Below are 25,145 nucleotides of genomic sequence, written 5' to 3' on the forward strand. Positions count from 1 at the left end.
ATTCATTGACGCACCTAATGCAGAGCGTGCTGAACCAATTTTTTCTATAAGCCCATCAACTGAAGTAATAGCTGTACCTGAAGTAGCACGATCAGTTAGATCCGTTACGCGTGCATACTCACCCGTTTTAGTTTTAAGAATAGTATGTATTGCATCTACTTCAGCGCCTACAGCAACAGATAATGTTTCAGCAGTTGATGAGCCTACTTGGAAGGTAACAGCGCCTGCAGCTGTACTATCGGCAAACTTACCACCATCAGATAGTGCAACAGCATGCACACCAGGCGTTGTTATCACGCCAGCAGTTCGTACTTCAGCCACAGCAATAACAGCAGTGTCCACTTTTGCTTCTAGTAATTTTGTACCACCGAAACTTGTATTTTGCATAATGCTAACAAGCTCTTCTTCTAACGCCGAAAATTCAGCATTTATTGCAGTGTACTCTTTTGTATCATTTGTACCGTTGGCGCCTTGCGTTGCAAGTTCTTTCATGCGGTAAGCAATATTGGTCATCTCATCAAACGCACCTTCCGCTGTTTGCATCATCGACATTGCATTATTTGAATTATAAAGTGCCGCGTCTTGACCACGTACTTGTGCATTTAAACGTGATGCTATTTGCAAACCAGCAGCATCGTCTTTTGCTGAGTTGATTTTAAAACCAGACCCTAAACGCTCAAGCGCAGTAGATAAATCGTTATTACTACGACCTAACTGGTTTTGAATTGACATTGATGCCATATTAGATTGAATTGATAAAGCCATGCTTAATTTCCTTTATGTTTTTTTAATACTATTTACACGTAAAAGCATAAATAGAAGTGACTAATCATTAAGAGCGACCATACCCAGAAAAAACTAAACTTTATTTTGATTATTTTTACAAATTAAGTCAAAGCAGGTAAATAAAAAATAAAGTTATGAAAAATTCTGAGCTTATTGAATGGAAATAGCTATAAAAATAGGAAATTGATATCGCTAAGTTATAACTTTGATATGTATTTCTATATGTAAAAATTACTATTAATCTGAATTTTGATTGAGAAACTTCAGTGAGAGCAAAGCGGGTTTATGGGTCAATAGAGAGTTTATTGCGAGTAAATTCAACGTTGTCAGCGCTGAATAATCAGCTTGAGGTAGGTTTATTATAAACAGTTCAGGTTAATTAAGAGAGTATTGCACCATATTACGCGTTACATTAGCTTGCGCCATGATAACACTTACACTATTAGCACCGGCACTGAGCATTTGTTGTTTAGCATTACTACTAAGATTTGTAAGCGCTTCACTGTTATCAAGTGAGCTTGCAGTATCTAATTGCTGTAGCTGGGCAAGTAATTGCTGTCTCTTAGCTTGAACTTTCATTAAATTAGCTTTTAAGTGTCGTTGTGCGTTTTGTATTCTATCTCTATGCTCTTGAATAGACGCATTTTTATCTGCTATTTTTGCAAGTTCATTTAAAGGGTTATCAATATCATTTAATTGTAATGAAATTGGATTTCCGGCGGCTACGCGCACACCTTGACCACTAATTACCCATGGTTCTAACAAAGGGCCTGCGTTTTCTTTTTTGGCACTAAAAAGTAATCGATTTTCACGACTCAATTCCACACTGATTTGATGCTGCGAAAATGCACTTTGAACAGCACTAAAGTTAGCACGCTCATCCTGATTAGCAGGTAAACTTAAATTCAATGATTTACCACTTCGGCCCATAAGTAGCTGAATATTTTCATCATGTGGACGTTTACTTATAAGATCCATATTTGCATTAAGCTGGCGTGTAATTGGTCTACTTGGATCATTTGTTCTTAATTGAGCGTCGAGCCCAGAGCCTTTTCTACTCGCCGTATTTTGTAACATGGTAATTTGCGAGCTGATACCGCGCTGCTGCATTGCTTGAGGTTTAGTATTAGCGGCTTGCGTATTGAGTTGTTGCGCCAGCCTTTCTAAGCCAATGAATAAATTACGAATAGTTGCTTCACTTTGCTCTGCTTTTGCCAGCTCTTGACTTAAAGCACCACGAATTGACCAATTAGTTAATACCTGAACCTGCTCTTGCTTAGCAACAATCTTATTTTTCCAAAGATTATTAGCCGAATCTTTTGAAGATGTAACGACGCCACTAGATTTAGCTGTATTAGCCGGCTCCAGAGATTGAACTTTTTCGCTACTTTTAACGAGCATGGTATGTTCCTGGTATTATAATTAAATATACGAAAACAAAGAGAGTTTACTTACATTTGAATAAACTTGCATTGATGACTCGTAAGCCGCCACTGACTCTTTTAATGATACAAATGCTTCAGGATAGTCTAAAGAGCTTAAATCGTCACGAAGATTAACCGTAAAAGTTTTTATATCTTCATTACTTGTAGTTACTGAGTCAAGTGATGCCATTGTTGCACCAATTGTAGTGACTTGACCACTAATGGTGCTCAAAAACCCTGCAAGCTTATCTATCATCACTCTTGATTGTGCACCAACGCCACCTGCGGGCGGGTTATTAACATCAACGAGATAGTCTTTCATAGCATTTAAAAAGCCGGCACTAGGGTCGAGGGCATCACCAATAATATTATTAATCACACTCGAATCATCAGACACAGATACTTCCCTAACTATGCTATCCCCGCTATAAGCGTAGTTACCTGAACCATCAATTTGAAAAGGTTTGTCATCTGTTTTACTCCCAGAGAAGTAATATTTTCCAGCGCTATCTGTCGCATTAAGTAAATCAACAATTGCCGGAAAAGCGATGCTCATATCTTGTCCAAGTGCTTTAATTTCAGAGTCGCCCATAGATGCATCTGCAGCGGTTGTAATTAAGCTCTGCAACGAATAAATTTGATTCACAATACCTGTTAACTGCACTTCTTGTTGACCAAGAGAATAATTAACCGCATCCATATTGGTTTTATACTGCTCTAGCGAATCAATTTCTGAACCTAAATTCATCAGCATTACAGTCCCAAGCGGATCATCTGATGGCTTTAGTATTCTTTGATTTGTACCAAGCTGAACAGATTTTTCATTAAAGATCCCAGCATTAGTTTGGATGTTTTGAATAGAATTTAAATGATATTGATGGCTACTAACTCGCATTATATTTTCCTTTAAAACATTTGCAGTAAAGCATTAAACATTTGATCAGCTGTGCTAATTACTCTGGCGTTAGCGCCGTACATTTGCTGAAAATGCATCAGACTTGCAGCTTCTTCGTCCAAGTTAACGCCACTTAGGCTATCGCGCGCAGCTATTGCATTTGTGTTTAAACTCGACGCGGTAGCGATACTGGTTTTATTTTGTTTACTCGTAATTGCAAGCTCCCCTACCAGTAAAGTAAATCGCTCTCCTTTACCTGTCATTGCCGACAATATATCGGCAATATTAGAGTTATCACCGGGGCCTGTCGTACTGCTATTTTTAAATGCGAGTTCATCTTTACCCATATTAGGATTAATACTTATGCTACCTAACGGGTTTAATGGATCATATTCAAATAAAGGAATACCAGCATTGTTATTTAAGTCAAACCCGGCAGTTAGCGCTGTATTAACATCATCAGCTAAGTCTTTTACTAAGCTATTTAGACTCGCTAATGTAGGTTTTATAATATCTTTTTCTGCGCTGATCAAGCCGCCAAAGTGCCCACCAACATGTTCATCGAGTTTAAATTCTTGGCCTAAAAAATGACTACTAACATCTGTATTATTGACCTTTATTGATGCAGCTTTAGTACCCACAACTAAAGGGGCACCACTTAACGTGCTAATATCTAAAAGGCCAGAATCACGTTCAACAATAGACACGCCAATATGTTCAGACAATTGGCTGATTAATCTTTCTCGGTTATCTTTTAATTCAGCACTGGGTTGGTTGTTTGCTATTGCTTTTCCAATACTGCCATTTACTTGTGCTATTTGCTGGGTAAGCGACGTTACCTCAAGAGACACATTGCTCATTTCTGAGCTCAGCTTTTTTGATTGCCCCTCTAATGCGCCATTTATTTGCGCAAAATCTTGCATTAAACCTTCAGCAGCTGATAAAAACTGTTGACGATATGCTGGCGAGTCAGGTGTCGTTGATGCTGCATTTAATGCATTGCTTAACGTTGTAATCGAGGCGTTTAAATTAAGCGAGTCGGTACCAACAACTTGTTCAATAAAGCCTAAATACGTTTGTTTGTTTTTATAGTATGAGGCGTCAGAGTTTGTACGCCAAATGTCATCATTTAAAAAAGCATCTACGATGCGATCTACCGAAGAAACCTCAACGCCGCCAAGTTGAACACCCGTTGTTTTAAACTGTACAGACTGTCGTGAATAACCATCTACTGCTGCATTTGCAACGTTTTGCCCTGCAACTGTAAGCGCTACATTTGCAGCATTAAGTCCACTTAATGCATTGTTTAACATCGACATAATTTAATTACCTAATAGGAATAATATTCAATGATTGAGTAAATGATGCACCAGAATAAATATCATGACTCTGGGTAGGCTCAACTTTTTCATTGTTCTTATATAATGGATCAGCGACCGCTATTAAGTCTTTCTTAAATGTATTTTCAATAGGTTCTATTTTTTCGTTAAATTGTCTAATAATTGCTTCAGCTAAACCGAGCTCATGTTTAGATGCAAGATGCTGCGCTGTTTGAGCATCGTACATATCTCTAAACTGTGCTTGTTCTTTACTATTAAAAAAGCCACTTTCACCCGACATTGTTTCTGTCGCACTGTTCATACTTTTTAAAACAAGTTGTAAAAATATGGCTTCAAATTGCTCAGCAGCTTGTTTGATCCCTTCACTCTCAGTACTATTTTTAGCTATATTAACTACATTAGTTGGGTCGATAGCCAATGATTGCGATAGTGTGTGTGGAGTCTCTATTTTCATTGCGTTATTCCATTAAATAACTAAAAGTTCAGCTTCAAGTGCACCGGCATTATCTAAAGCAATTAATATAGACATTAGCTCTGCGGGCGTAGCTCCAAGTGCATTAACCGCTTTAACAATTTCATCCAAAGATGTGCCTTCAGGCCATAAAAGCATATTTTTTTGCTGTTGCTCAACGCTAATATCACTGGCTTGGGTAGGCGTAGTTTGTCCATTTGAAAATGGACCTGGTTGCGACACACCTTCTTGCTCACTTATGGTAATCGTTAAATTACCGTGATTAACCGCAGCTTTATGCACTCTCACTGTATCGTTCATTACAACAGTGCCGGTGCGGCTATTAAATACAATTTTTGGTCTCTCAGTACCTTCCTCAACCACAATATCTTGTAACATCGACATAAAGGTATTACGGCTGTTTGCATCACTTGGCGCACTTACCACTAACCGCCCCCAGTTTTCGGCTGTTGCTACGTCAGGGCCAAATACTTTATTTATTGCTTTTACTACATTGCGGGCAGTTTGATAATTTGGCGCTTTTAAGTTTAATACAACATCGGGTTGAGTTTTAAACATATCCACTACGCTGCGTTCAATAATAGCGCCATTTGGAATAAGCCCTGAGGTAGGAACATTGACTGTCACCGATGAGCCATTTTTACCGCTGGCATTAATCCCCCCCACAACAAGGTTACCTTGTGCCAGTGCATAAATTTTGCCATCAACACCTTTTAGCGGCGTTAACATTAAGCTGCCACCGTGTAAGCTTTTAGCGTCGCCTAGAGAGTTAACTGTTACATCAATTAATTGGCCTGGGCTTCCCATAGGAGGAAGTGTTGCATGCACTGCAACGGCGGCAATATTTTTTGATTTTGGTAAACTTTTTTCATCAACCGAAACACCAAATTGCTTTAGCATATTGCTCAATGACTGACCCGCAAATTTAACTTGTGCTTTATCACCAGAGCCCGGTAAACCTACCACTAAACCATAACCAACTAATTGATTTTCGCGAACGCCTAATACATCCACCATATCTAATAATGGTCTAGCTTTAGCTGCATAACTTACCTGTGGTACAAAGCCTGAAAGGCTAATTAATAGCAGTAATAAATATCTCATTAAAACCTCAGTCGTCACTAGAATGGATTTAAGAATCGAGTAAACAGTGTAGTAAACCAACCTGGTCTATTCGCATCAGCCAATGTGCCTCTGCCTGTATAACTGATCTGTGCCTCTGCTATTCGCAAAGAAGACACTCTATTGCTTACATCAATATCAGCAGGGCGAACTAAACCTTCAATCTCGATATATTCATCGCCTTGATTTAGTTTTATTTGTTTACGCCCTTTTATTACTAATGAGTTATTTGATAAAACATGCTCAACCCGAACCGTTATAGAACCGCTAAGAAAGTTTTGCTGACTTGCACTGCTTTCACCATCAAATTTAGTACTTGAACCAACACCTAAATTTAAATCGGTGACATTTAAATTACCGGCAAGAGGAACACCGACATCAAAATCAGTTTTTTTGTCTAAACTCGAGTCAGAACTTTTACTTGATTGAGTTCGCTCGTTTAAAACAACCGTTAAAATATCACCAACTCTGTACGCGCGTTTATCGGAATAAAGCGAAAACATGTAATTATCTTGAAATAAGCTGCCATCTTGATGGTTTAAACCTTCTTGATAAGACTCTTGGCTGATCTCGTAATCTTTACGTGTTTTCTTTTTTTTGTTTTGAGGGCATTTAACTTCGCCATAAACAACTTCGCATTGAATAAACTCTCTGTTGTAGGGGGCATTACTGCACCCTGCCAACAACAAAAACACGATTAAAAAAGCTAACTTATTCATAATTATACGTTTTGATTTATAAAGCGTAACATTTCATCCGCAGCTGAAACGACTTTAGCATTCATTTCATAAGCACGTTGTACAGCAATCATACTGACCATTTCATCAACAACACTCACGTTAGAGCCTTCAATAGTAAACTGTTGTAAAGCACCAAACGCCTCTTCACCAGGTATTCCTTCTACTGGCTCACCTGACGCTGCGGTTTCACGGTATAAGTTACCACCTAAGCTTTGCAGACCCGCAGGATTGGCAAAATTAACCGTTAATAGTTGACCTAACTCAACTGGCTGCGCTTCTTTACCAACAATAGCTGTAATTGACCCATCCGTGCCAATAGACACTTTTGTTGTTCCCTCTGGAAGCGCTATATTTTGCGCCAAAGGTAAACCATTGCTGTTAACTAGTAATGATTCTGAATTAAGCTGAAACTGGCCATTACGAGAGAACAAAAGCTCTCCATCTGGACTTTCAATTTGAAAAAAACCTTGTCCTGCAATCGCAACATCAAGTTGATTACTTGTTGTTTCAAAGCTTCCTTCAGTAAATTCTTTTTGAGTGCCGTTAATTCGAACACCAGTACCAACTTGGATACCTGAAGGCAGCTGATTTAAATCATCAGCTTGAGCGCCTGGTTGTTTTTGTACTTGGTAAAATAAATCTTCAAATACGGCTCTGTCTTTTTTAAAACCTGCGGTGCTTACGTTAGCTAAATTATTAGAAATAGTGGTCATTCTAAGATCTTGAGCTGCAAGACCTGTTTTACTTACCCATAATGCTGAATTCATGATTAACTCCCTCTTTATCCACGTTCGCTAATAAGTTTATTGCCGCTGGTTGCAAGCTCGTCTGCCGACTTCATCATTTTTACATTCATTTCGAATTGGCGGCTAATATTCATTGTTTTTATCATTTCGGCTACCGCATTTACGTTAGAGCCTTCGAGCGCGCCGGTTCTTACTTTAATTGTCTCGTCGGCTTCAAGTTGTTGTAAATCAGGACTTCTTAGTAACCCATCAGGGCCTTTAACTAAGTTTCCATCAGTACTGGCGAGCTTAATTCGGGCATCTTCTGCAATAACCCCACCGCCAATTGGCGTAAGGTTAATTATACCGTCAGAGCCAATCTCAATTTCGCCAAACTCAGGTAGCTGTACATCGCCCCCATCACCTTGCAAACGACGACCATTGACAGTTACAAAACCGTCGGCATCAACAAGTAAGTTACCAGCTCGGGTATAGGCTGGGTTCCCATTATCATCCATGACTTCAAGGTAACCACCTTCACTTAAAGCAATATCTAAATTACGACCCGTATCCATCACAGGACCTGCCGATAAATCAGTGGTAACAGGAGTCAATTGAGCAAGGTAGCGGGTTCTAAATCCGCCACCTTGAACCATCATAGATTGAGCCTGTTCCATATCAGCTTTAAACCCAGCTGTACTGACGTTAGCCAAGTTATTAGCGGCAACACGTAAGGCTGTATTATTTAGTTCAGCACCAGAAACTGCGGTATAAATTAATTTTTCCACAATCAGCTTCCTTAAGTGTTACTAAACAAAATTTGCATCATTTCATCAGCGCTGCTGATTGTTTTAGCATTTGCCTGATAATTTTGCTGAAACGACATTAAGCCAACTAATTGCTCACTAATATCAACATTCGATCCCATAAATGAACCCGAAAGTAATTTACCTAAAGAGCCGCTATCTGGCTCACCGTAAAGTGCACTGCCCGACTCTTCAGTTTGATACCACACAGTATTACTGCCTTGCTCTAACCCATCTACGTTTGCAAATGAGGCTAAAACAACTTGCCCTTGTAATTTAGATTCGCCGTTAGTAAACGTTGCAAATACTTTACCGTCATCGCCCACTGTAACACCAGAAAATGCACCCGATGTATAACCATCTGCGTCATTTTCATTAACACTAAAGCTAGAGCCAAATTGAGTTGTACCATCAAATTTTAGGTTTATGGCTAAAGCAGCAGCACCAGTACTTATTTCAGCATTTGTTGTTGCAGTAGCGCCCGCAACACCAACAGATAAGTTGACAGCTCTTACATCCGGTGTTGTCGAATAAGGGATCATTTGACCGTTTGTATCAAACTTTATAGTTAAAGTACCAGCGGCCACTGTTGTAGCTGTACCTGTTCCATCATCAACCGATTGAGTTCCTGTTGTTGCACCCGTTGCAGCTAATTGCGCTTGAGTTAAAGGCTTTCCATCTAAAAAGAACATGGCTTGCCATTCATTACTACCCGTGTGATTAAAATACTGGGTCATCACGTGGCTATTGCCTAATGAGTCAAACACTTCGGTTGATTGAGAAAAGTTATACTGGCTACCATCTTTAGGATCGAAAAGAGCCGGTGCAACAGGGTATGAAATTATATCACTTGCTGAACTTAAATTACCGTTAAAATCAATAGAGGTACTTGCTTGAGCTGGAATATTAGACGCTTCAATTTTTAAATCGGTTAAAACACCCGATACAATTGTCGTCTCTCCACCTGCGGCTTCAGATACGCCAAACCCTTGCAATGTGGAGCCATTCGCATTGACGATATTCAGATTATTATCTAGCGTAAATTGACCTGCTTGGGTATAAGCCGTGCGACCATTTTCTGATATTGCAAAAAAGCCTTGCCCATCAATTGCAATATCAAGTGCATTACCAGTACGAACAATTTCACCGCCCGTTACAAAATCTTCTTTAATATTAGCAACTTTAACACCACCACGCTGACCACCGTTGTAAACAGCAGCAAACTCGGCCGTATTATTTTTATATCCTGCAGTGCCAGAGTTTGCGATGTTATTACTTGTTACTTCTAAGCCGGTTTGTGTACTTTTAAGGCCACTAAGACCTATATTGAACATAGACATATTGTTTATTCCTTTTTTAGTTTTACTTATGCCAGTTGATTAATTTCAGTGAGACCAAAATTACCCAAACCATCAACTTGTAATAAAATATCTTCTGGTGTTTTACCAACCGATACTCGCTCAACATTCCCACTTAGCCATGTATCGAGCTGCTTTGGAATGCCTGATGTTGTTGCATAAGCCCTAACAGCGTATCCACCTGCGTCTTGGTTATCAAACGCAAAACGAAGTGCACCCACGCCAGAATATGGCAGGTTTTTCTCTTCTATTAGCTCACCATTTTGGTTGTATAACTGAACAGTAACCGAATCTGCTGGTGTATCTAAATTAACTAACCCTGCAACAGTACCGTCTTGCTCTAACGCCACACTGTTTGCTTTAACATCAACAGACTGACCAACCATGCCCGTTGCTTCAAGCACAGTTAAACTGCTCATATAATCGAGCCCTGTGCTGGTGTTTTGTCTAATACCTTGTAGTGATTCAACATTTGAAAACTCAGCGAGCTGGCTTACATAAGCCGTACCATCCATTGGTTCTAATGGATTTTGATTACTAATTTGAGCAACAAGAAGTTCTAAAAACATCGTCGACATCTCTGCAGATGAGCTATTACCTGAAATATTACCTGAAATGTTAGTTTTGCTATTAACAGCATCTTGTGCATTTTGATTGGTTGTATTCACTTGCATTTTATTATTGTCCTAATTTTAGAATACTTTGCTGCATACTATTAACGCGCCCCATTACCTCAACAGACGTTTGGTAGCTACGACTTGCTGACATCATATCGGCCATTTCTTCAAGCACGTTCACATTAGAATAAAAAACATAACCATCACCGTTCGCAATAGGGTTATTTGGCTCATAACGCTGTTCAACCGTTCGGTTAGATTCGGTAATACCCAAAATATCAACTGACGCTGAAATAGATTGACCATCTTGTGTTTGTTTATATAGAGCCGAAAATACGGGTTTAAGCGCTTTATATGCGTCGGCTTCTGAGCCTGCTGCCGTATCGGCATTTGCTAAGTTAGAAGCAATCGTATCAAGACGAATAACCTGAGCACGCATTGCGCTGCCGCTTGCATCGTAAATTGAGTTAAAAGACATTACACATCTCCTTTAATAACTTTATACAAACCATTTATTTTCATATTTAAAAAAGTCATGCTGGTTTGAAAGTCCATGCTGTTATTTGCAAACTTTGCTTGTTCAATATTAAGCTCAACCGTATTCCCGTCACTTGATGGTTGATAAGGTACACGGTATTTTAGTTGTTCTGCCTGAGCACCCATAAAGTCAACATTTCGATTTTGTGAAATACTTGATGAAACGTCATTCATAATTTGACGATAATCAACATCTCGAGACTTAAATCCCGGTGTGTCTACATTTGCCAAATTACTTGCTATTATTTCGGCACGATCTAGCCTTAGCTGCATTGAAAATGGATGAACGCCTAACGCCTTATCAAATAGTTCCATGTTGCCTCTACTTTTTGATTCTTGTATGCTCACACATTCGCATACTTCTACCTGTTGCAGCTTCTACTACAACCTTTATGCCAACTTTATAAAAAACTAGGAATCAATGACTTACATAAAAAACAACTTCACCCGCCAATGCAAAGCGGAAGCTAAACTTCCTCAAGGGAAGTTTGTTTTTTTCCGTGTGTTTTTTATACTTGTTTTTTTTAGTACGCAACAAAGTGCGGCAAGTAACATTAATTTTGATAAGCAGATACATACCTACCTACAAAAAGAAATTGATTCTTATCTCGCATCAATCGGCTCAAATAAACAACAACAAAAAATTAAGCTCTTCATTCCAAAAGGGAGTACTGATTTAAATTGTGAAAACATGCTAATTAGCCGTTCAAAAAAAGAAGACCCGCCTTCGGGGCGAATTAGCCTTACAGTCCAATGTGAATCACCAAAATGGAAGTTTAGAGCAAGTGCTAAAGTAAATTTATGGATTGATCTTGTTGCAGCTAAAAGAAACCTAAGCAGGGGCGAGTTACTTACCGCTGATCTTTTACACTACAGAAGCGCAGATGTAAGTAAGCACTTACATTCAACAGAAGCAAAAATAAAACCATTAGTTGGCATGACGGTAAAGCGAGAAATAAAAAAAGATGATATTATTTCGCGCCGCCATTTAGAAAACATGTATTTAGTGAATAAAGACGAGTTTATTTTATTACAAGTAAATACCGCTAGTTTTTCAGCTAATGTAAAAGCTGTTGCACTACAAGATGGGCAGTTTGGCGAAATCATCAATGTTAAAAATCTATCTTCAAACAAAGTTGTTCAAGGCAAAGTAATTGACAAGAGAGTTGTAGAAGCTATTTTTTAAAAATTATTAATAAAAAAGTTAAGTTAAAAGTATTATTGGTCGCTACCTATATTTATGCAGGTATGAACAATTTTAAATATGATGAGTAACCCAGTATGAATATAACAAATGCACCCGCTTTACACGTTGAACAAAGCCAGAAGTTAACTTCTCGCTCTGCAACGCCAAGCACGCAAGAGCAAAAACCTAATCACGCTCCTGAAAAAAACACCAGTGAAGTCAGTGCGCTTAGTAAATCTATAGACTCTACATTTGAAAGCCTATCGTCTCAGCCTGATGTAGATATGGAAATGGTTGCTAAAGTTAAAGCCGCAATCGCTAATGGTGAATTTCAAATAGATATTGATGCAACCGTTAATGCCCTTGTTGAGCTACATAAATAATGACCATAAGCACGTTAAAAGAATATATAGTTAGTCTAAAAAACGACATTAAAAAGCTCGATGCATTAATTGTATTTCTTGAGTCTCAGTACGTATTATTAAGCCAGCGCGACATACAGCTTGAAGAACATAATATTAAAATGCTGAAGCTTTTAGATAGTCTCAATGATTCGCATACTAAGCGTGATGCATTTTTAGTGAGTTTAGGCTTACCTAGCGGTAAGGAAGGACTAACTCAATTAAGAAGTAAACTCCCTAGTGATGTAAATGCAATCACCACCAAATTATTGCAAGAACTAGAAATAAAAACGAAAACATGCAAAATGATGAACGAACGTTCTGGCCAATTACTCTCAAGCCAACGTCGATTGATGCAGCGCTTAACGGGTGGCGAAAACAAACAAGCCTATCCTGAAATGCAATTATAATAAACGTTTAGTTACGGCTTAATTCTAAACGCATGTTATAAACGTTTCATATATCCCTACTGTATACTTTAAATGCAACTCTTTGCTTACCCAGCCCAATTAAGATAGAAATTCTCTCATCACATTTATAGCAAAAACATCACCCTAATTTCATTCACTAATCTAGGGATAAACGGCATCAAGCTTGTACCCACTATGTTCACAAGGATGTATTTAAGTGTATAATTATAAAACATTTATATAATATGGACTTTAAATAATGAATAAAATAAAGTTACTCTTACCTCTTTTCGGAATCCTAGCTATAGAGGCTGCAAATGCTAGTATTAATATTAATATTAGCCCTATCGGTAGTACTGAAGTTGTCAGCGGTGGTGGTGATTTAATGTTTAGTTTGAAAATTACTAATGAATTTTCAGTAACTAAAAATGTAGATTATTTTAGCTACTTAATATTTCCGGATAGTAAACATTACAATATTGATGCACCATTAGAACAAACATTATCACCTGGTGAGCAGTACGAACCATCTAAACGTATTTTGAATATACCCAATTGGTTTCCAGGTGGTAATTATACCTACAGATTTTCTACTCAAGACCGTTCTACAGGAAAAATAAATTTTCAAGAATTTAAATTCAGTAAACAAACAGACGGAATTCGTCTGTTTGGTCATGGAGTATTTCAAACTTGTGCTATGGATTCATTAGGATTAGAGTGTTGGGGCGATAGAGGTAAATATGTAGATCAGGGGCAGTACAGTATCCCTGTACTTTCAGAAATTGAAGAAGTATCTATCGGCGGCGGGTTTAATTGCGTATTAGAAAAAGGGAAAAGTAGACCTCGCTGTTGGGGTAAAAATGATATACGTACTTCTGCGCCGAGCCTAAATAACCCAAGAAATATAGTATCTGGCGATGCACATTCTTGTGCCATTGTTGATTCAGTAAAAAAAGTAGAATGCTGGGGCTACTCCCCTGATGGAGAAGCTACGCCACCGTCAACGTCTTTAAACAACCCGATTCAAATTACGACCTCTGATTCTCATAGTTGCGCATTGAATCAGCCCGCTTCTGGAAGTAATTTTGTCAAATGCTGGGGTTATAGGGATTATATAAATGTTCCTAGTCAAATTAATCCAACTTATATTACTAGCGGTGGTCGTGCTTCATGTATGATAGACGAAGGTCAAGTTATTTGTTGGGGGACTGGGCCTGTGAGCTCTCCCCTTTTAGATAACCCAACATCGCTTGTAGTCCATAATTCAGAAGCATGTGCGATTGACAATAACGGTCTAATTTGCTGGGATAGTACGGCTGAAAATATCACTGATATTGATGATATTAGTGGGCTATCAAATCCTACCCAGATAGTTCTCAGCTATGGTTATAAATGCGCTGTAGATGATGGGGGTGTTAAATGTTGGGGTAAAAACGCAAATAAAGACACCATACCGACTAGATTTATCATACCATCGTCATAAATATTTTTATGACTAAATAAGTGAGGCTTGCATAAATTTGTTAGTCTCATTTATTTTAACAACTCTAATCTTACTGAAATTAAACTAAAGAGCTACTCTAATTGAACAAACAAAGTGGACTCCCATACTTTACTAGACAGCAAATGAGTTAGATTGTAACTTCAACTAGGGGTGTTTATGAGCAAAGGAAAACAGTATACACAAGAATTTAAAATTGAAGCAGTTAAACAAATCACAGAACGTAGTTATTCAGTTGCTACCTTTGCCTTAAATTTATATATAAGATAATTCCATATCTACTTTTATTACGTCATTTTTAATAGCCCACTGAAAGGCATCACTATTTTCAATAAACGATCTAAAACAATTAACTTCACTTAACGCAGAGCACCATTCACTAGTTATTGAAAGCGCAAACGCAGCCTCGCTTGGTGAAAATTTAAAAATAATTCTAAGCTGTTGCATAGCATCCGTAGCTTCGTCTATATCATCTAAATCAGGAATAACTTGGCGTGTAATATCAACAATAAAGTAGTCTTTACTCAAGCTGTCTCGTCCGCACTGAAAAAGGAGCATATCGCCGTCATTTTCTAAAACAGTGTTTTCAATTCTGTAGTTCTCATACAAATCAACAACCAGTTTAATTAACTGTTGAATATCATTCTTTTTATAAAATTCAGAATTTTCAATTTTAAGTTTTATATCTTCTATTTTCATATTCCCTCCTAACTTGATTATGTTTTAATAACACCTAATTTATCAATACCCTACATGTTATTTAGGTTTTTTATTGGCAAATATTCTTTCGTATTAATAACTCCAAAATCTACAAAGTTAATCAGTTGTCCCAAGTACAGCCATTAAAACACCTGAACGTGCGAAAATGCTTCCCCTTGTGAAGTTAATAAATAAAACGCAGCTATTCCACTTAATACTTATGATGCAAAAGAAGCTAAAATAAGCAAATATATTTTTTCTTCATAGCAAGTTTCTTAAACACTACCCACTGCTTATAGGAATAAATAGCTTATTTCACCTACGCCTATAGCCATAACAAATACTGAATTAACAAACTAAACCAACATTTTGTCGTTTCTTTTAAATGACTTAACAATTTGAATCTAGGCAAGTAAATTAGCTTTTAATACAATTTTAAACACTAAAAAGCGAGCCTAATTAGACTCGCTTATACTGTAACTAATCGCCTAATAATATTATTAGCCCGTAAATTTTGGCTAGTTTTAAACGCTATAAAGATTAACAATAAATATAAAATTTATTGCTCCAAATATAAGAGAAGCTAATACATTTAAGTAAATTCGAGCGTTGTATTTCTTCAATAATCGCTCTTTAACTAACGTGATTGGAATCAAAACTAAGCACAAATAAGCAAACCAAGGGGATACGAATATATCTGCTAAGTTAGATTGCATCAAAGGAACATTATTGCCATATATTGAATTGCTTATTACTTCAAAGTGCTCGCGATCAAATGCTATTGCCGAAATTCCAAACAATAAAATTATATGGATAAATAGCAAAGCAAAATTCAGACCCTGCTTCCAGAGGCAATTTTTTTTTGTTGGGGATGGAGTAACTATGATATTGTTCCCTAGCCGCTATTATAATTATAACAGCGCACATTACTAAAAATTTAAAAACGAATATTTTTATATTAGCATTGATGTGTTTAGTAATTTACGCCGCCAACAATTACGCTTTAAAAACTCATATGCTGTTCTATTAACTAACATAATAAAAGCGATTGTTTCTTAGTTAGGAAATCTTATCTACAGATGCACACTTTACCATTTTCAACTTGATAAAGGTTGAACTTATCAATAAATTGGTTATAACCCAGAATTTTAAAGCTAAAGGGATCAGCTTGAACAATGATATTTTCTCTAAAATAAACATTATTTTTATCCTTTGATATAGAGAGACCTAGTATCTTAAAGGAAGCAACGTCAGCAGATAAAATTTCTTTATCAATAAAAAACACTCGCTTTAAATCCATTGCATAAACTTCATCTTGAAATATAGTTTCATCAGCATTTAAAAGTAGATGCTTTTCATTATGGTAGATGTTTTTTATATCTTTTTGAAAAAATGAGTTAACAACTGTATAAGAAGGTGCATCAGCTTTAGCTATCCGCAACCCTTTGTAGTAGACAAACTGATGATCTTTTAAAATATCATCAGTTAATCGCACCATTTGACTAATTTCGATCTCCAGTGGAGTGCATTGGTAGTAAAGTCGCTTGGTATCATGAATAATATTATAATTTAAAATATGAAGTGTGCAGGGATCCAGTCCATCTAAACGAATTTCATTACAAAAAGCCGCTTTATCATCACTTGAAAAACCATATTTCAAAAACCTAAATGTTTTGGGGTTAGCGTCCTTTATTACTGTATTATAAAAGTAGACTAAATTATTGGTTTTTAAAATAAACTCGTTAACGATAACAAGTTCGTCACTGTCAATATCACTTATAATTTCTAGTTCTTCAGAATACTCCTCAATCAGATAAATATTATTTTGATCTTTAAAACGTAGACTATCAAGCATTGTAAAAGACCTTGGAGTGCCCCCATCTATAAACTGGTCTTTATAATATAGGTTATCTTTGGATGCATAAAAGTTACCGTAGAGTCTATGCCAATCGACTGAACTTGCTCCCCTTATTGGGCCTTTATCAGATATCATCTTTTCATCTACAATCAACAGATCATAAAAAGGTTTAATGTAGTTATAGGTACCTTTATAAACTATTTTATTTTGGTAAAAAATATGTATCTTATCTCTAGCCCACATCGAATTAATAGAAATAAATGATGCAGGATCTGCAGATAAAGGATATGAACAATTTTGCCAATAAATAACCTCATTTGATAAAAAATAATGATCATACGCGATAAAATCATCTTTACTGGTTGCAATTTGCTCTAAGAAAATATCGTTTAGGTAGACTCCATTCCTATCAGCTACATATAAATCAGAAATATACTGAAAGCTACTTGAGTCTAATATAGATATTCGCTTTCCAGAACGATATACCCAATTATCATCTACAGCAAAGTTACTATTAATTAAACGAAATGAAGCGCAGTCAACACCATAAATCACTTCACCTAGGTAGTAAATTGTACTATCGTCTTTACAATAATATTCAAACGCATCACAATCCTTACCGTCGATGATTTCAAAAGAATCAGGTAACGCTCCTTCAATGATTTCAGCTAAATTATAAACATGATTTTTATCTTTAGCTAAGGTAGTTGAAATAACTTCGAATGAATCGACATCAGCTTCAGAAATAAGCTTATCTCCACACACAACTGAATGCTTATCCTTAGCATAATTAAAATGTAGAACCATAAAGGTATCGATTACAAGGCCTGGCAATGGCCTATCGTAGTAAAACAGTTGGCCGTCGTCACTATAAAACCCTGTTTTTTGCTTAACGCTATACGAAAAAAGAAATTCGTGAAAATATAAAGAATGTTCTTTTTCATCTATTTCGAGTATATACCGAGCACCTTCACCCTGTTTAAGTAACGCTTTTTTACCATAAAGTAAACGGAGTGTGTATCGAGGTTGATCTTGGGGCTCTTTACTTAAAGTACAGTCTATTTTTTGTCCACACATTTTTCCATCAATTAAGACAGACTGTATAGCTTCTTCTGAATCACATGATTTAAAGATAAGACCCTCTGTTGTGCGAAGACAAGTTTTACCATCGTTCCAATAATAACCAAGCGTATCAGGAGAGAAATCAATAATGGAATCTTGGGCAGTCTCATACAGTACACAGTCATCTGACATTATAGTTATATCTAAGGGTAGCGTCGGATGAACATGAAGACCTGATAAAATGCTAACAAATTGATTATCGAATAAATCTAATTCGAGATAGTAATCAGTGTAGAAAAAGTAATTCATAAAACTCCATTTTTATTACTCTTGAACTAAAGCAGTAAGTGCATAACTTGCATTGACAATAAAAATAGTAAGTTGAATATACAGTGATAGCATTTTCTTTGCAGAAGCTACGATAATAGAAACATATAAACAACAGACCTACATACAACGATGCCAGATATACACCTTAAAGGAAACAGGCTGAGAAAAAATTAAATGACTAAATAGCCCGTACTCCATTTAATAAATTGAACTAAATGTTTGTTCCGAGAGCCGAATTTTTGACTTAGCACGATTGAATAAATAAGGAATAGGCATGGTTAAATTAGCTAATTTTTTTGGAGGGCGTAACAGCTTTATTTACTAATTAAAAGCAGTTAAACCGGGCTTTGTTTTAAGCATCCTGATATCTGTTGGGTTTCATGCTGTAGACCAAATGCTCGATGATAAAAAACTCTGGCACGATTTTATAGGCGGGGTCTCTGTTGATTTAGCAATTGCTGACGCATCATCAGGTATTGCTTGGGCAGGTGTCTCTTCTTTAGCTGGCACAGCTGCAGTTGTTGCCGTTGGTCCAATTTTGGCAGTAGTTATTGTAAGTTCAGCTATAGCCTTACTAGCATATAATTTTATTGACACAAAGACCTTAACTAAGAAATTAGCAACTAGTTTAAGGATTGCTGAAAGTAATGCGAAAAATAATTTACAAAAAATACACAATAACTTACGAGATGCTAGTAATATGTATAAAGAAAATCCTATAAAATTTATGCATAACCTCTTTGCAATACCTTATTTAAAAAATGATTAATGGTAATTTAATGAAATCTGAAAAATTAGCGTTAAGTAAAAATATAAAGGGTGTATTTTTATTTGTTTTATTTTTTATCATCACCATAGTTTTACCGATTGCATCATATAATGAATTGGTATTTGTCTTTGAGGCGTTAAATAAGCACCCGCTAATTTTTAATGAGAAAAGTTTTAGTGCGTGTTTAATTTTATATACGCCAGCATTTGCAATGCTTACTCGACTGATATTCTTAAAAGTAAAAAATATTGAAATAAAACCAGAGCTTCTAATTGAATGGTATAAGCTCTGTGGGGTTACTCTGATTTTGCTATTGATTTCAGTTCCTACTTATACCTACTTTATTGAAAGTAAAATTAAAAGTGAAGGCTACACTGTTTGTAATTCCTATAGCACCTCTAGGGGGGCAGATATTTGGGTTACCTCTCAACACTACTGCATTGAAAAAGGTTATAGAGTCAGCGAAGAAATAACAGATTGGTTAAAACAACAAACGACTGAACCAACACCAGAAGATGTTATAAAAAAAGTAGATGAGCTAGTCGCTAATAACCCTTAAAGATTTTTTATGTGTAATTTAAAAAAACGAGCCTAATTAAGCTCGTTTTTGTTTTTAAATTTAATACTGTAATTTGACTTTGACAGATTCTGAATGCGGTATAATTAGTAACGTACATCAAAATATATAAAACTCAGCCAACCTTGTAAAAATCAAATTGAGGCACACTTTAAACTGGTGATTAATGGTAATTTAATGAAATCTGAAAAATTAACGTTAAGTAAAAATATAAAGGGTATTGTTTTATTTGCTTTCTTCTTTGTGCTGACCATTACTCTACCTATGATCTCATACAGTGAGGTGACACTCGTTTTTGAAGCTTTGAATCAACATCAGCTAATTTTTGAGGAGAAGAGTTTTGGTGCGAGTTTAATTTTAGGCACGCCAGTGCTTCTAATGCTTACTCAACTGATATTCTTAAAAGTAAGAAATATTGAAATAAAACCAGAGCTTCTAATTAGATGGTATAAGCTCTGTGGGATTACTTTAATTTTACTATTGATTTCAGTTCCTACTTATACCTACTTTATTGAAAGTAAAATTAAAAGTGAAGGCTACACTGTTTGTAATTCGTATAGCACTTCTAGGGGGGCAGATATTTGGGTTACCTCTCAACACCACTGCATTGAAAAAGGTTATAGAGTCAGCGAAGAAATAACAGATTGGTTTAAACAACAAACGACTGAACCAACACCAGAAGATGTTATAAAAAAAGTAGATGAGCTACTCGCTAATAGCCCTTAATGATTTTTTATGTATAATTTAAAACGAGCCTCATTTGGCTCGTTTTTGTTTTAACTAATAGCTGACAGCTAAAAACTGACCGCTTCGCTATTTAACCACTTCGCTTTACTCCGGATCATACCCCAAATTAGGCGATAGCCATCTTTCAGCCTCTGCAAGCGTCATATTAGTTCGTTTAGCGTAGTCTTCCACCTGATCTTTTTGTACTGCTGCTACTGCGTAATATTTTGCTTGTGGGTGTGAGAAGTACCAACCCGAAACAGCAGCACCTGGCCACATGGCGTACGAACTAGTTAGCTGCATACCAATGCGTTTTTCGGTGTCGAGCAACTGCCAAATTTTCTTTTTCTCAGTGTGTTCTGGGCACGCTGGGTAACCTGGCGCAGGGCGAATACCTTGGTAGTTTTCGCGTATTAGCTCATCGTTTGCTAGGTTTTCGTCTGGTGCAAAACCCCAATACTCTTTACGTACTTTTTCGTGTAGGTATTCTGCAAACGCCTCGGCGAGCCTGTCGGCAACCGCTTTAACCATTATTTTGTTGTAGTCGTCTTGCTGTGCGTCGAACGCATTGGCGAGGTCGTCTTCTTCTAGGCCGCCCGTTACTGCAAACGCGCCAAAATAGTCTGGTGTGCCCTTGGGTGCTATGTAGTCGGCTAGGCAATAATTAGCAAAGTCGGTTTTTTCGGTTTGCTGGCGTAAATGGCACGAAGTAGTTAATACTTCTTTACGTGTTTCGTCGGTGTATATTTCTATATCATCACCAACGCGGTTAGCAGGAAATAAACCAATTACACCAAGTGGTTGCAAACTGCCTGCTTTTTCAAGGTCGTCTAACATATCGTTAGCGTCTTTAAATAAGCTTTGCGCTTGCTCGCCTACTACTTCGTCGTCCATTATGCGCGGGTATTTACCGGCAATTGACCATGTCATAAAGTATGGCGTCCAATCTATGTATTTACGTAAATTCGCGATTGATACGTTTTTAAATTCAGTCACGCCGAGCTTTTTAGGCACAGGTGGCGTGTAGTTATCCCAATCAAGCACCGCTGCGTTATCGCGGGCACGCCCAATTGTAACAGGCTTAGAGCGTGGCTTTTTGCGCGCTTGTTGCTCGCGCACTTTTACATATTCAGCTTGGGTTTTAGCTAAAAAATCAGGCTTAATGTCTTTCGATAATAAATTAGATACTACACCTACCGCACGGCTGGCATTACTTACATACACTACGCCTTTATCATATTGCGGCTCAATTTTTACTGCGGTGTGCGCTTTAGAAGTAGTAGCACCACCAATGAGTAACGGCAGTTCAAAACCACGGCGTTTCATTTCTTTTGCTACGTGTACCATTTCGTCAAGCGATGGCGTAATTAGGCCCGATAACCCAATAATATCGGCTTTTTCGTCGATAGCGGTTTGTAGTATTTTATCGGCAGGTACCATTACGCCTAAATCGATAACTTCGTAGTTATTACATTGCAATACCACGCCTACAATGTTTTTACCTATGTCGTGTACGTCGCCTTTTACGGTCGCCATGACTATTTTACCATTGGTTGAACCCTCTTCTTTTTCAAGCTCAATGTATGGGTCTAGGTAGGCCACGGCTCGCTTCATTACGCGCGCCGATTTAACCACTTGTGGTAAAAACATTTTACCTGCGCCAAATAAATCCCCTACTACGTTCATGCCGTCCATTAACGGCCCTTCAATTACGTGAATAGGTTTAGCTGCTGCGGCGCGGCATTCTTCGGTATCTTCATCTATAAAGGTAGTAATACCTTTAACAAGCGCGTGCTCAAGGCGTTTTGCAACAGGCCATGTGCGCCACTCTAAATCTTCTACTCGCTCGGCTTGCGCCATCCCCGAGTATTTTGGTGCAAGCTCTACTAAACGCTCGCCTGCGCCTGAGTCGGTGTTAAGTATTACGTCGGTAACGGCTTTACGTAGCTCTTCTGGTATATCATCGTAAACGGCTAGTTGCCCCGCATTTACAATCCCCATGTCCATACCAGCTTGAATAGCATGATATAAAAACACCGAGTGAATGGCTTCACGTACTGGATTGTTACCCCTAAACGAAAACGATACGTTTGATACACCGCCCGACACTTTACAGTGCGGTAAGTTTTGCTTAATGCGGCGTGTGCCTTCAATAAATTCTACGGCGTAGTTATCGTGCTCTTCTATACCGGTGGCTACGGCAAATATATTAGGGTCGAAAATAATATCTTCAGGCGCAAAGCCAATGTCTTCTACTAGTATTTTATAACTGCGCGCACATATTGCGAACTTACGGTCGGCCGTGTCGGCTTGTCCGTCGGTATCAAACGCCATTACAACGGCAGCTGCACCAAAGCGTTTTATTATTTTAGCTTGGCGAATAAATGGCTCTTCGCCCTCTTTTAGCGATATTGAGTTAACAATTGCCTTGCCTTGAATACACTTTAGACCTGCTTCTATTACTTCCCATTTTGAGGAGTCGACCATGATTGGTACACGAGAAATATCGGGCTCTGAGGCTATTAAGTTTAAAAACTTAACCATGGCGGCTTTTGAGTCCAACATGGCTTCGTCCATGTTTATATCAATAACCTGTGCGCCGTTTTCTACTTGTTCGCGGGCCACTGTTAGCGCGGCTTCAAAATCTTCTTCCATGATTAGGCGTTTAAACATAGCCGAGCCAGTTACATTGGTACGCTCACCAACATTGGTAAATACTGCTATTTGCTGTGTCATGTTGGCTCCTTAATTTAAGTTACAGGCTTCAAGGCCCGATAAACGCATGCGTACTTCAAGCTCTGGCAATTGGCGAGGCTTAACGCCTTCGAGCCCTTTTGCAAACGCGCGAATATGCGCAGGTGTTGTACCGCAGCATCCGCCTACTATATTAATAAAGCCCGATTTACCCCAATCGATAATTTCGGTTGCCATATCGCCCGCTTCTAAGTCGTATTCACCAAACTCATTAGGCAAGCCCGCATTAGGGTGTACCGATGTAAAGGTTTCGCATACGCGCGACAACTCTTCTACATATTGGCGCAGTAAATCAGGACCAAGCGCGCAGTTTAAACCAATCGAAATAGGCTTAATATGGCGAATAGAATTATAAAATGCTTCGGTTGTTTGCCCCGAAAGCGTACGACCAGAGGCGTCGGTAATAGTGCCCGAGATCATAACTGGTAATGTACGCCCAGCTTGCTCAAAGGCTTCTTCTACGCCAAACGAGGCGGCTTTTGCATTAAGGGTGTCGAATATAGTTTCGATTAGTATTAAATCGGCGCCGCCTTCCATTAATGCAAGGGTAGACTCAACATACGCAGTAACCAACTTATCAAAGGTGACATTTCGGTAACCCGGATCGTTTACGTCTGGCGAAATTGAACACGTTTTAGAGGTTGGTCCTAAAACACCGGCTACATAGCGTGGTTTTTGTGGCGTTTTAGCTGTAAATTCATCGCAAATTGCGCGTGCTAATTTAGCCGACTCTCGGTTTATTTCACGGCTTAGGCTTGCCATGTCGTAATCTTCCATCGAGATAGTGGTCGAGTTAAACGTGTTAGTTTCGATAATATCGGCGCCCGCTGATAAAAAACCACGATGAATATCAGTGATTAAGTCGGGCTTGGTTAGGCTTAATAAATCGTTATTGCCTTTAATTAATACATGCCAGTCTTTAAAACGCTCTGCGCGATAGTCTTCTTCTTCTAGCTTATGATCTTGGATCATGGTGCCCATAGCACCATCTAAAATTAAAATGCGTTCTTTTAATGCTGCACTTATTTCGGCTTGCTTATTATTTGTAGGCGCGTTATTCGGCATAGTTGTTAGTCCTCACATCTTGGCTAACTAAATTAATATCATACGGTGTGGTTTGGTACACGTAGTAATTTAACCAGTTCGAAAAAAGTAAAAAAGCATGGCTTTGCCACGTTTTTGAAGGTTGTTTGGTTGCATCATCGTCCACAAAGTAATTTTCGGGTTTTGGTGCATTGGGGCTTTTTTTACAATCTCGCTCATATTCTGCTTTTAGCGAGTCGGCGTCGTACTCTGGGTGACCGGTTATAAACACTTGGCTACCCGATTTATTTTTAAGTAAATAAGCCCCTACTCGCTCAGAGCCAGCCAATACCACCAGCTCATCACAGGCGTTTATTTTATTTATATCAATGTGGCCATAGCGTGAGTGCGGTACTAAAAAAGTGTCGTCGAATCCGCGAGTCAGTGCACCGTGCTCAAAATAACATTGGTGAGTAAATACGCCACACAGTTTGTCGTCTTTTAAATCGCGCTTTAAATTGTAATGGTGATATAACGCGGCATGTGCTGCCCAGCACGAAAATAACGTAGAGGTAACGTGTTGCTCGGCCCAATCAATAATGACCTTTAGCTCATCCCAATATGCTACATCGTCGTATTCTAAATGGGCAAGTGGCGCGCCGGTTACTATTAATGCATCGTAATTGTTGTCTTTAACTTCAGAAAAGTAACGATAAAAGGTATCAAGGTGCTCTTCTGAGTTGCTACTACTGCGGTGAGTGTCAAGGCGTAGTAGTTCTACGTTTACTTGCAAAGGCGAGTTGGCAAGTAAGCGAATAAACTGAACTTCGGTTTCTACTTTATTAGGCATTAAGTTTAAAATAGCCAAACGCATTGGGCGTATTTCTTGCGTTTTTGCACGACTTTTTGGCATTACAAATACGTCTTCTTGACGTAAACGCGCAATAGCCGGCAACTCGTCTTTTACTGTAATTGGCATACTTCACTCCTGTTCATAAAAACCTGTGCTAATTATGAACTGAAAGTA

25 protein-coding genes are annotated in these 25,145 nt (G+C 38.0%); 7 read left to right on the plus strand and 18 right to left on the minus strand.

Annotation, left to right across the window (positions count from 1 at the left end; all coding sequences use genetic code 11):
- The 13 genes from CWB66_RS02600 to flgB all read right to left on the minus strand — a co-directional run.
- Positions 1 to 765 (minus strand): flagellin N-terminal helical domain-containing protein (locus CWB66_RS02600; protein ID WP_138584237.1); only part of this gene is annotated, 765 nt, incomplete at its 3' end.
- Positions 766 to 1,161: 396 nt separating this feature from the next.
- Positions 1,162 to 2,187 carry a flagellin gene (locus tag CWB66_RS02605; protein ID WP_138584238.1) on the minus strand — a complete coding sequence of 342 codons (1,026 nt, stop codon included), beginning with the start codon at positions 2,185 to 2,187 and terminating at the stop codon, positions 1,162 to 1,164.
- A 21-nt stretch (positions 2,188 to 2,208) separates the two neighbouring features.
- On the minus strand, positions 2,209 to 3,105 hold the full coding sequence (flgL, locus tag CWB66_RS02610; RefSeq protein ID WP_077535679.1) for a flagellar hook-associated protein FlgL: 897 nt from the start codon (positions 3,103 to 3,105) through the stop codon (positions 2,209 to 2,211).
- An 11-nt stretch (positions 3,106 to 3,116) separates the two neighbouring features.
- Positions 3,117 to 4,424: a flagellar hook-associated protein FlgK gene (gene flgK / locus CWB66_RS02615; RefSeq protein ID WP_077535680.1), complete on the minus strand. Its 1,308-nt coding sequence runs from the start codon at positions 4,422 to 4,424 to the stop codon at positions 3,117 to 3,119.
- A gap of 7 nt (positions 4,425 to 4,431) precedes the next feature.
- Positions 4,432 to 4,899 carry a rod-binding protein gene (locus CWB66_RS02620; protein WP_138584239.1) on the minus strand — a complete coding sequence of 156 codons (468 nt, stop codon included), beginning with the start codon at positions 4,897 to 4,899 and terminating at the stop codon, positions 4,432 to 4,434.
- A 12-nt stretch (positions 4,900 to 4,911) separates the two neighbouring features.
- A complete protein-coding gene (locus tag CWB66_RS02625; RefSeq protein WP_077535682.1) occupies positions 4,912 to 6,021 on the minus strand; it encodes a flagellar basal body P-ring protein FlgI in 1,110 nt (369 codons plus the stop codon).
- 17 nt (positions 6,022 to 6,038) lie between these two features.
- Complete coding sequence (locus tag CWB66_RS02630) at positions 6,039 to 6,758, minus strand: flagellar basal body L-ring protein FlgH (RefSeq protein WP_138584240.1); 720 nt, start codon at positions 6,756 to 6,758, stop codon at positions 6,039 to 6,041.
- 2 nt (positions 6,759 to 6,760) lie between these two features.
- Entirely contained in the window at positions 6,761 to 7,546 is a 786-nt protein-coding gene (gene flgG / locus CWB66_RS02635; RefSeq protein ID WP_077535684.1) for a flagellar basal-body rod protein FlgG, read from the minus strand.
- Between the two features lie 14 nt (positions 7,547 to 7,560).
- Positions 7,561 to 8,292: a flagellar basal body rod protein FlgF gene (locus CWB66_RS02640; RefSeq protein WP_077535685.1), complete on the minus strand. Its 732-nt coding sequence runs from the start codon at positions 8,290 to 8,292 to the stop codon at positions 7,561 to 7,563.
- A gap of 11 nt (positions 8,293 to 8,303) precedes the next feature.
- Positions 8,304 to 9,650 carry a flagellar hook protein FlgE gene (locus tag CWB66_RS02645; protein WP_138584241.1) on the minus strand — a complete coding sequence of 449 codons (1,347 nt, stop codon included), beginning with the start codon at positions 9,648 to 9,650 and terminating at the stop codon, positions 8,304 to 8,306.
- A gap of 26 nt (positions 9,651 to 9,676) precedes the next feature.
- Entirely contained in the window at positions 9,677 to 10,342 is a 666-nt protein-coding gene (locus CWB66_RS02650; protein ID WP_138584242.1) for a flagellar hook assembly protein FlgD, read from the minus strand.
- 4 nt (positions 10,343 to 10,346) lie between these two features.
- Positions 10,347 to 10,763, minus strand: a complete 417-nt coding sequence (gene flgC, locus CWB66_RS02655; RefSeq protein WP_077535688.1) for a flagellar basal body rod protein FlgC — start codon at positions 10,761 to 10,763, stop codon at positions 10,347 to 10,349.
- Positions 10,763 to 11,137: a flagellar basal body rod protein FlgB gene (flgB, locus tag CWB66_RS02660; protein WP_077535689.1), complete on the minus strand. Its 375-nt coding sequence runs from the start codon at positions 11,135 to 11,137 to the stop codon at positions 10,763 to 10,765. The genes flgC and flgB overlap by 1 nt, the downstream gene beginning before the upstream one ends.
- A 106-nt stretch (positions 11,138 to 11,243) precedes the next feature.
- Here flgB and flgA point away from each other — a divergent pair, with 106 nt between their 5' ends.
- From flgA to CWB66_RS02680, 4 genes are all read left to right on the plus strand, one after another.
- Entirely contained in the window at positions 11,244 to 12,008 is a 765-nt protein-coding gene (gene flgA, locus CWB66_RS02665) for a flagellar basal body P-ring formation chaperone FlgA (protein ID WP_138584243.1), read from the plus strand.
- Positions 12,009 to 12,103: 95 nt separating this feature from the next.
- Entirely contained in the window at positions 12,104 to 12,391 is a 288-nt protein-coding gene (gene flgM / locus CWB66_RS02670) for a flagellar biosynthesis anti-sigma factor FlgM (protein WP_138584244.1), read from the plus strand.
- Positions 12,391 to 12,819 (plus strand): flagellar export chaperone FlgN, encoded by a 429-nt coding sequence (gene flgN / locus CWB66_RS02675; protein WP_226894541.1) that lies wholly within the window; start codon positions 12,391 to 12,393, stop codon positions 12,817 to 12,819. Before flgM ends, flgN begins: the two co-directional genes overlap by 1 nt.
- Before the next feature lie 259 nt (positions 12,820 to 13,078).
- Positions 13,079 to 14,302, plus strand: a complete 1,224-nt coding sequence (locus CWB66_RS02680; protein WP_138584245.1) for an RCC1 domain-containing protein — start codon at positions 13,079 to 13,081, stop codon at positions 14,300 to 14,302.
- A gap of 273 nt (positions 14,303 to 14,575) precedes the next feature.
- Here the strand turns inward: CWB66_RS02680 and CWB66_RS02685 are convergent, their stop codons facing one another.
- A complete protein-coding gene (locus CWB66_RS02685; RefSeq protein ID WP_138584246.1) occupies positions 14,576 to 15,019 on the minus strand; it encodes a hypothetical protein in 444 nt (147 codons plus the stop codon).
- Between the two features lie 1,069 nt (positions 15,020 to 16,088).
- Complete coding sequence (locus CWB66_RS02690; protein WP_138584247.1) at positions 16,089 to 18,248, minus strand: DKNYY domain-containing protein; 2,160 nt, start codon at positions 18,246 to 18,248, stop codon at positions 16,089 to 16,091.
- Positions 18,249 to 18,663: 415 nt separating this feature from the next.
- Here CWB66_RS02690 and CWB66_RS02695 point away from each other — a divergent pair, with 415 nt between their 5' ends.
- The 3 genes from CWB66_RS02695 (at position 18,664) to CWB66_RS02705 (ending at position 20,341) form a co-directional block, all read left to right on the plus strand.
- Complete coding sequence (locus CWB66_RS02695) at positions 18,664 to 19,038, plus strand: hypothetical protein (protein WP_138584248.1); 375 nt, start codon at positions 18,664 to 18,666, stop codon at positions 19,036 to 19,038.
- A gap of 10 nt (positions 19,039 to 19,048) precedes the next feature.
- A complete protein-coding gene (locus tag CWB66_RS02700) occupies positions 19,049 to 19,597 on the plus strand; it encodes a DUF1240 domain-containing protein (protein ID WP_138584249.1) in 549 nt (182 codons plus the stop codon).
- Between the two features lie 195 nt (positions 19,598 to 19,792).
- The gene (locus tag CWB66_RS02705) at positions 19,793 to 20,341 is read left to right on the plus strand and encodes a DUF1240 domain-containing protein (protein ID WP_138584250.1); all 549 of its coding nucleotides are present in this window, start codon (positions 19,793 to 19,795) and stop codon (positions 20,339 to 20,341) included.
- Between the two features lie 105 nt (positions 20,342 to 20,446).
- Here the strand turns inward: CWB66_RS02705 and metH are convergent, their stop codons facing one another.
- The 3 genes from metH to CWB66_RS02720 are packed head-to-tail and all read right to left on the minus strand — an operon-like array spanning position 20,447 to position 25,097.
- Positions 20,447 to 23,077: a methionine synthase gene (metH, locus tag CWB66_RS02710; protein WP_138584251.1), complete on the minus strand. Its 2,631-nt coding sequence runs from the start codon at positions 23,075 to 23,077 to the stop codon at positions 20,447 to 20,449.
- Positions 23,078 to 23,086: 9 nt separating this feature from the next.
- Positions 23,087 to 24,160, minus strand: coding sequence for a homocysteine S-methyltransferase family protein (locus CWB66_RS02715; RefSeq protein WP_138584252.1), 1,074 nt, complete (start codon positions 24,158 to 24,160; stop codon positions 23,087 to 23,089).
- Positions 24,150 to 25,097: a homoserine O-succinyltransferase gene (locus CWB66_RS02720; RefSeq protein ID WP_138584253.1), complete on the minus strand. Its 948-nt coding sequence runs from the start codon at positions 25,095 to 25,097 to the stop codon at positions 24,150 to 24,152. Before CWB66_RS02720 ends, CWB66_RS02715 begins: the two co-directional genes overlap by 11 nt.
- Positions 25,098 to 25,145: the final 48 nt, after the last annotated feature.

Source organism: Pseudoalteromonas sp. S558 (genome assembly GCF_005886635.1).
GTDB lineage: Bacteria > Pseudomonadota > Gammaproteobacteria > Enterobacterales > Alteromonadaceae > Pseudoalteromonas > Pseudoalteromonas aliena.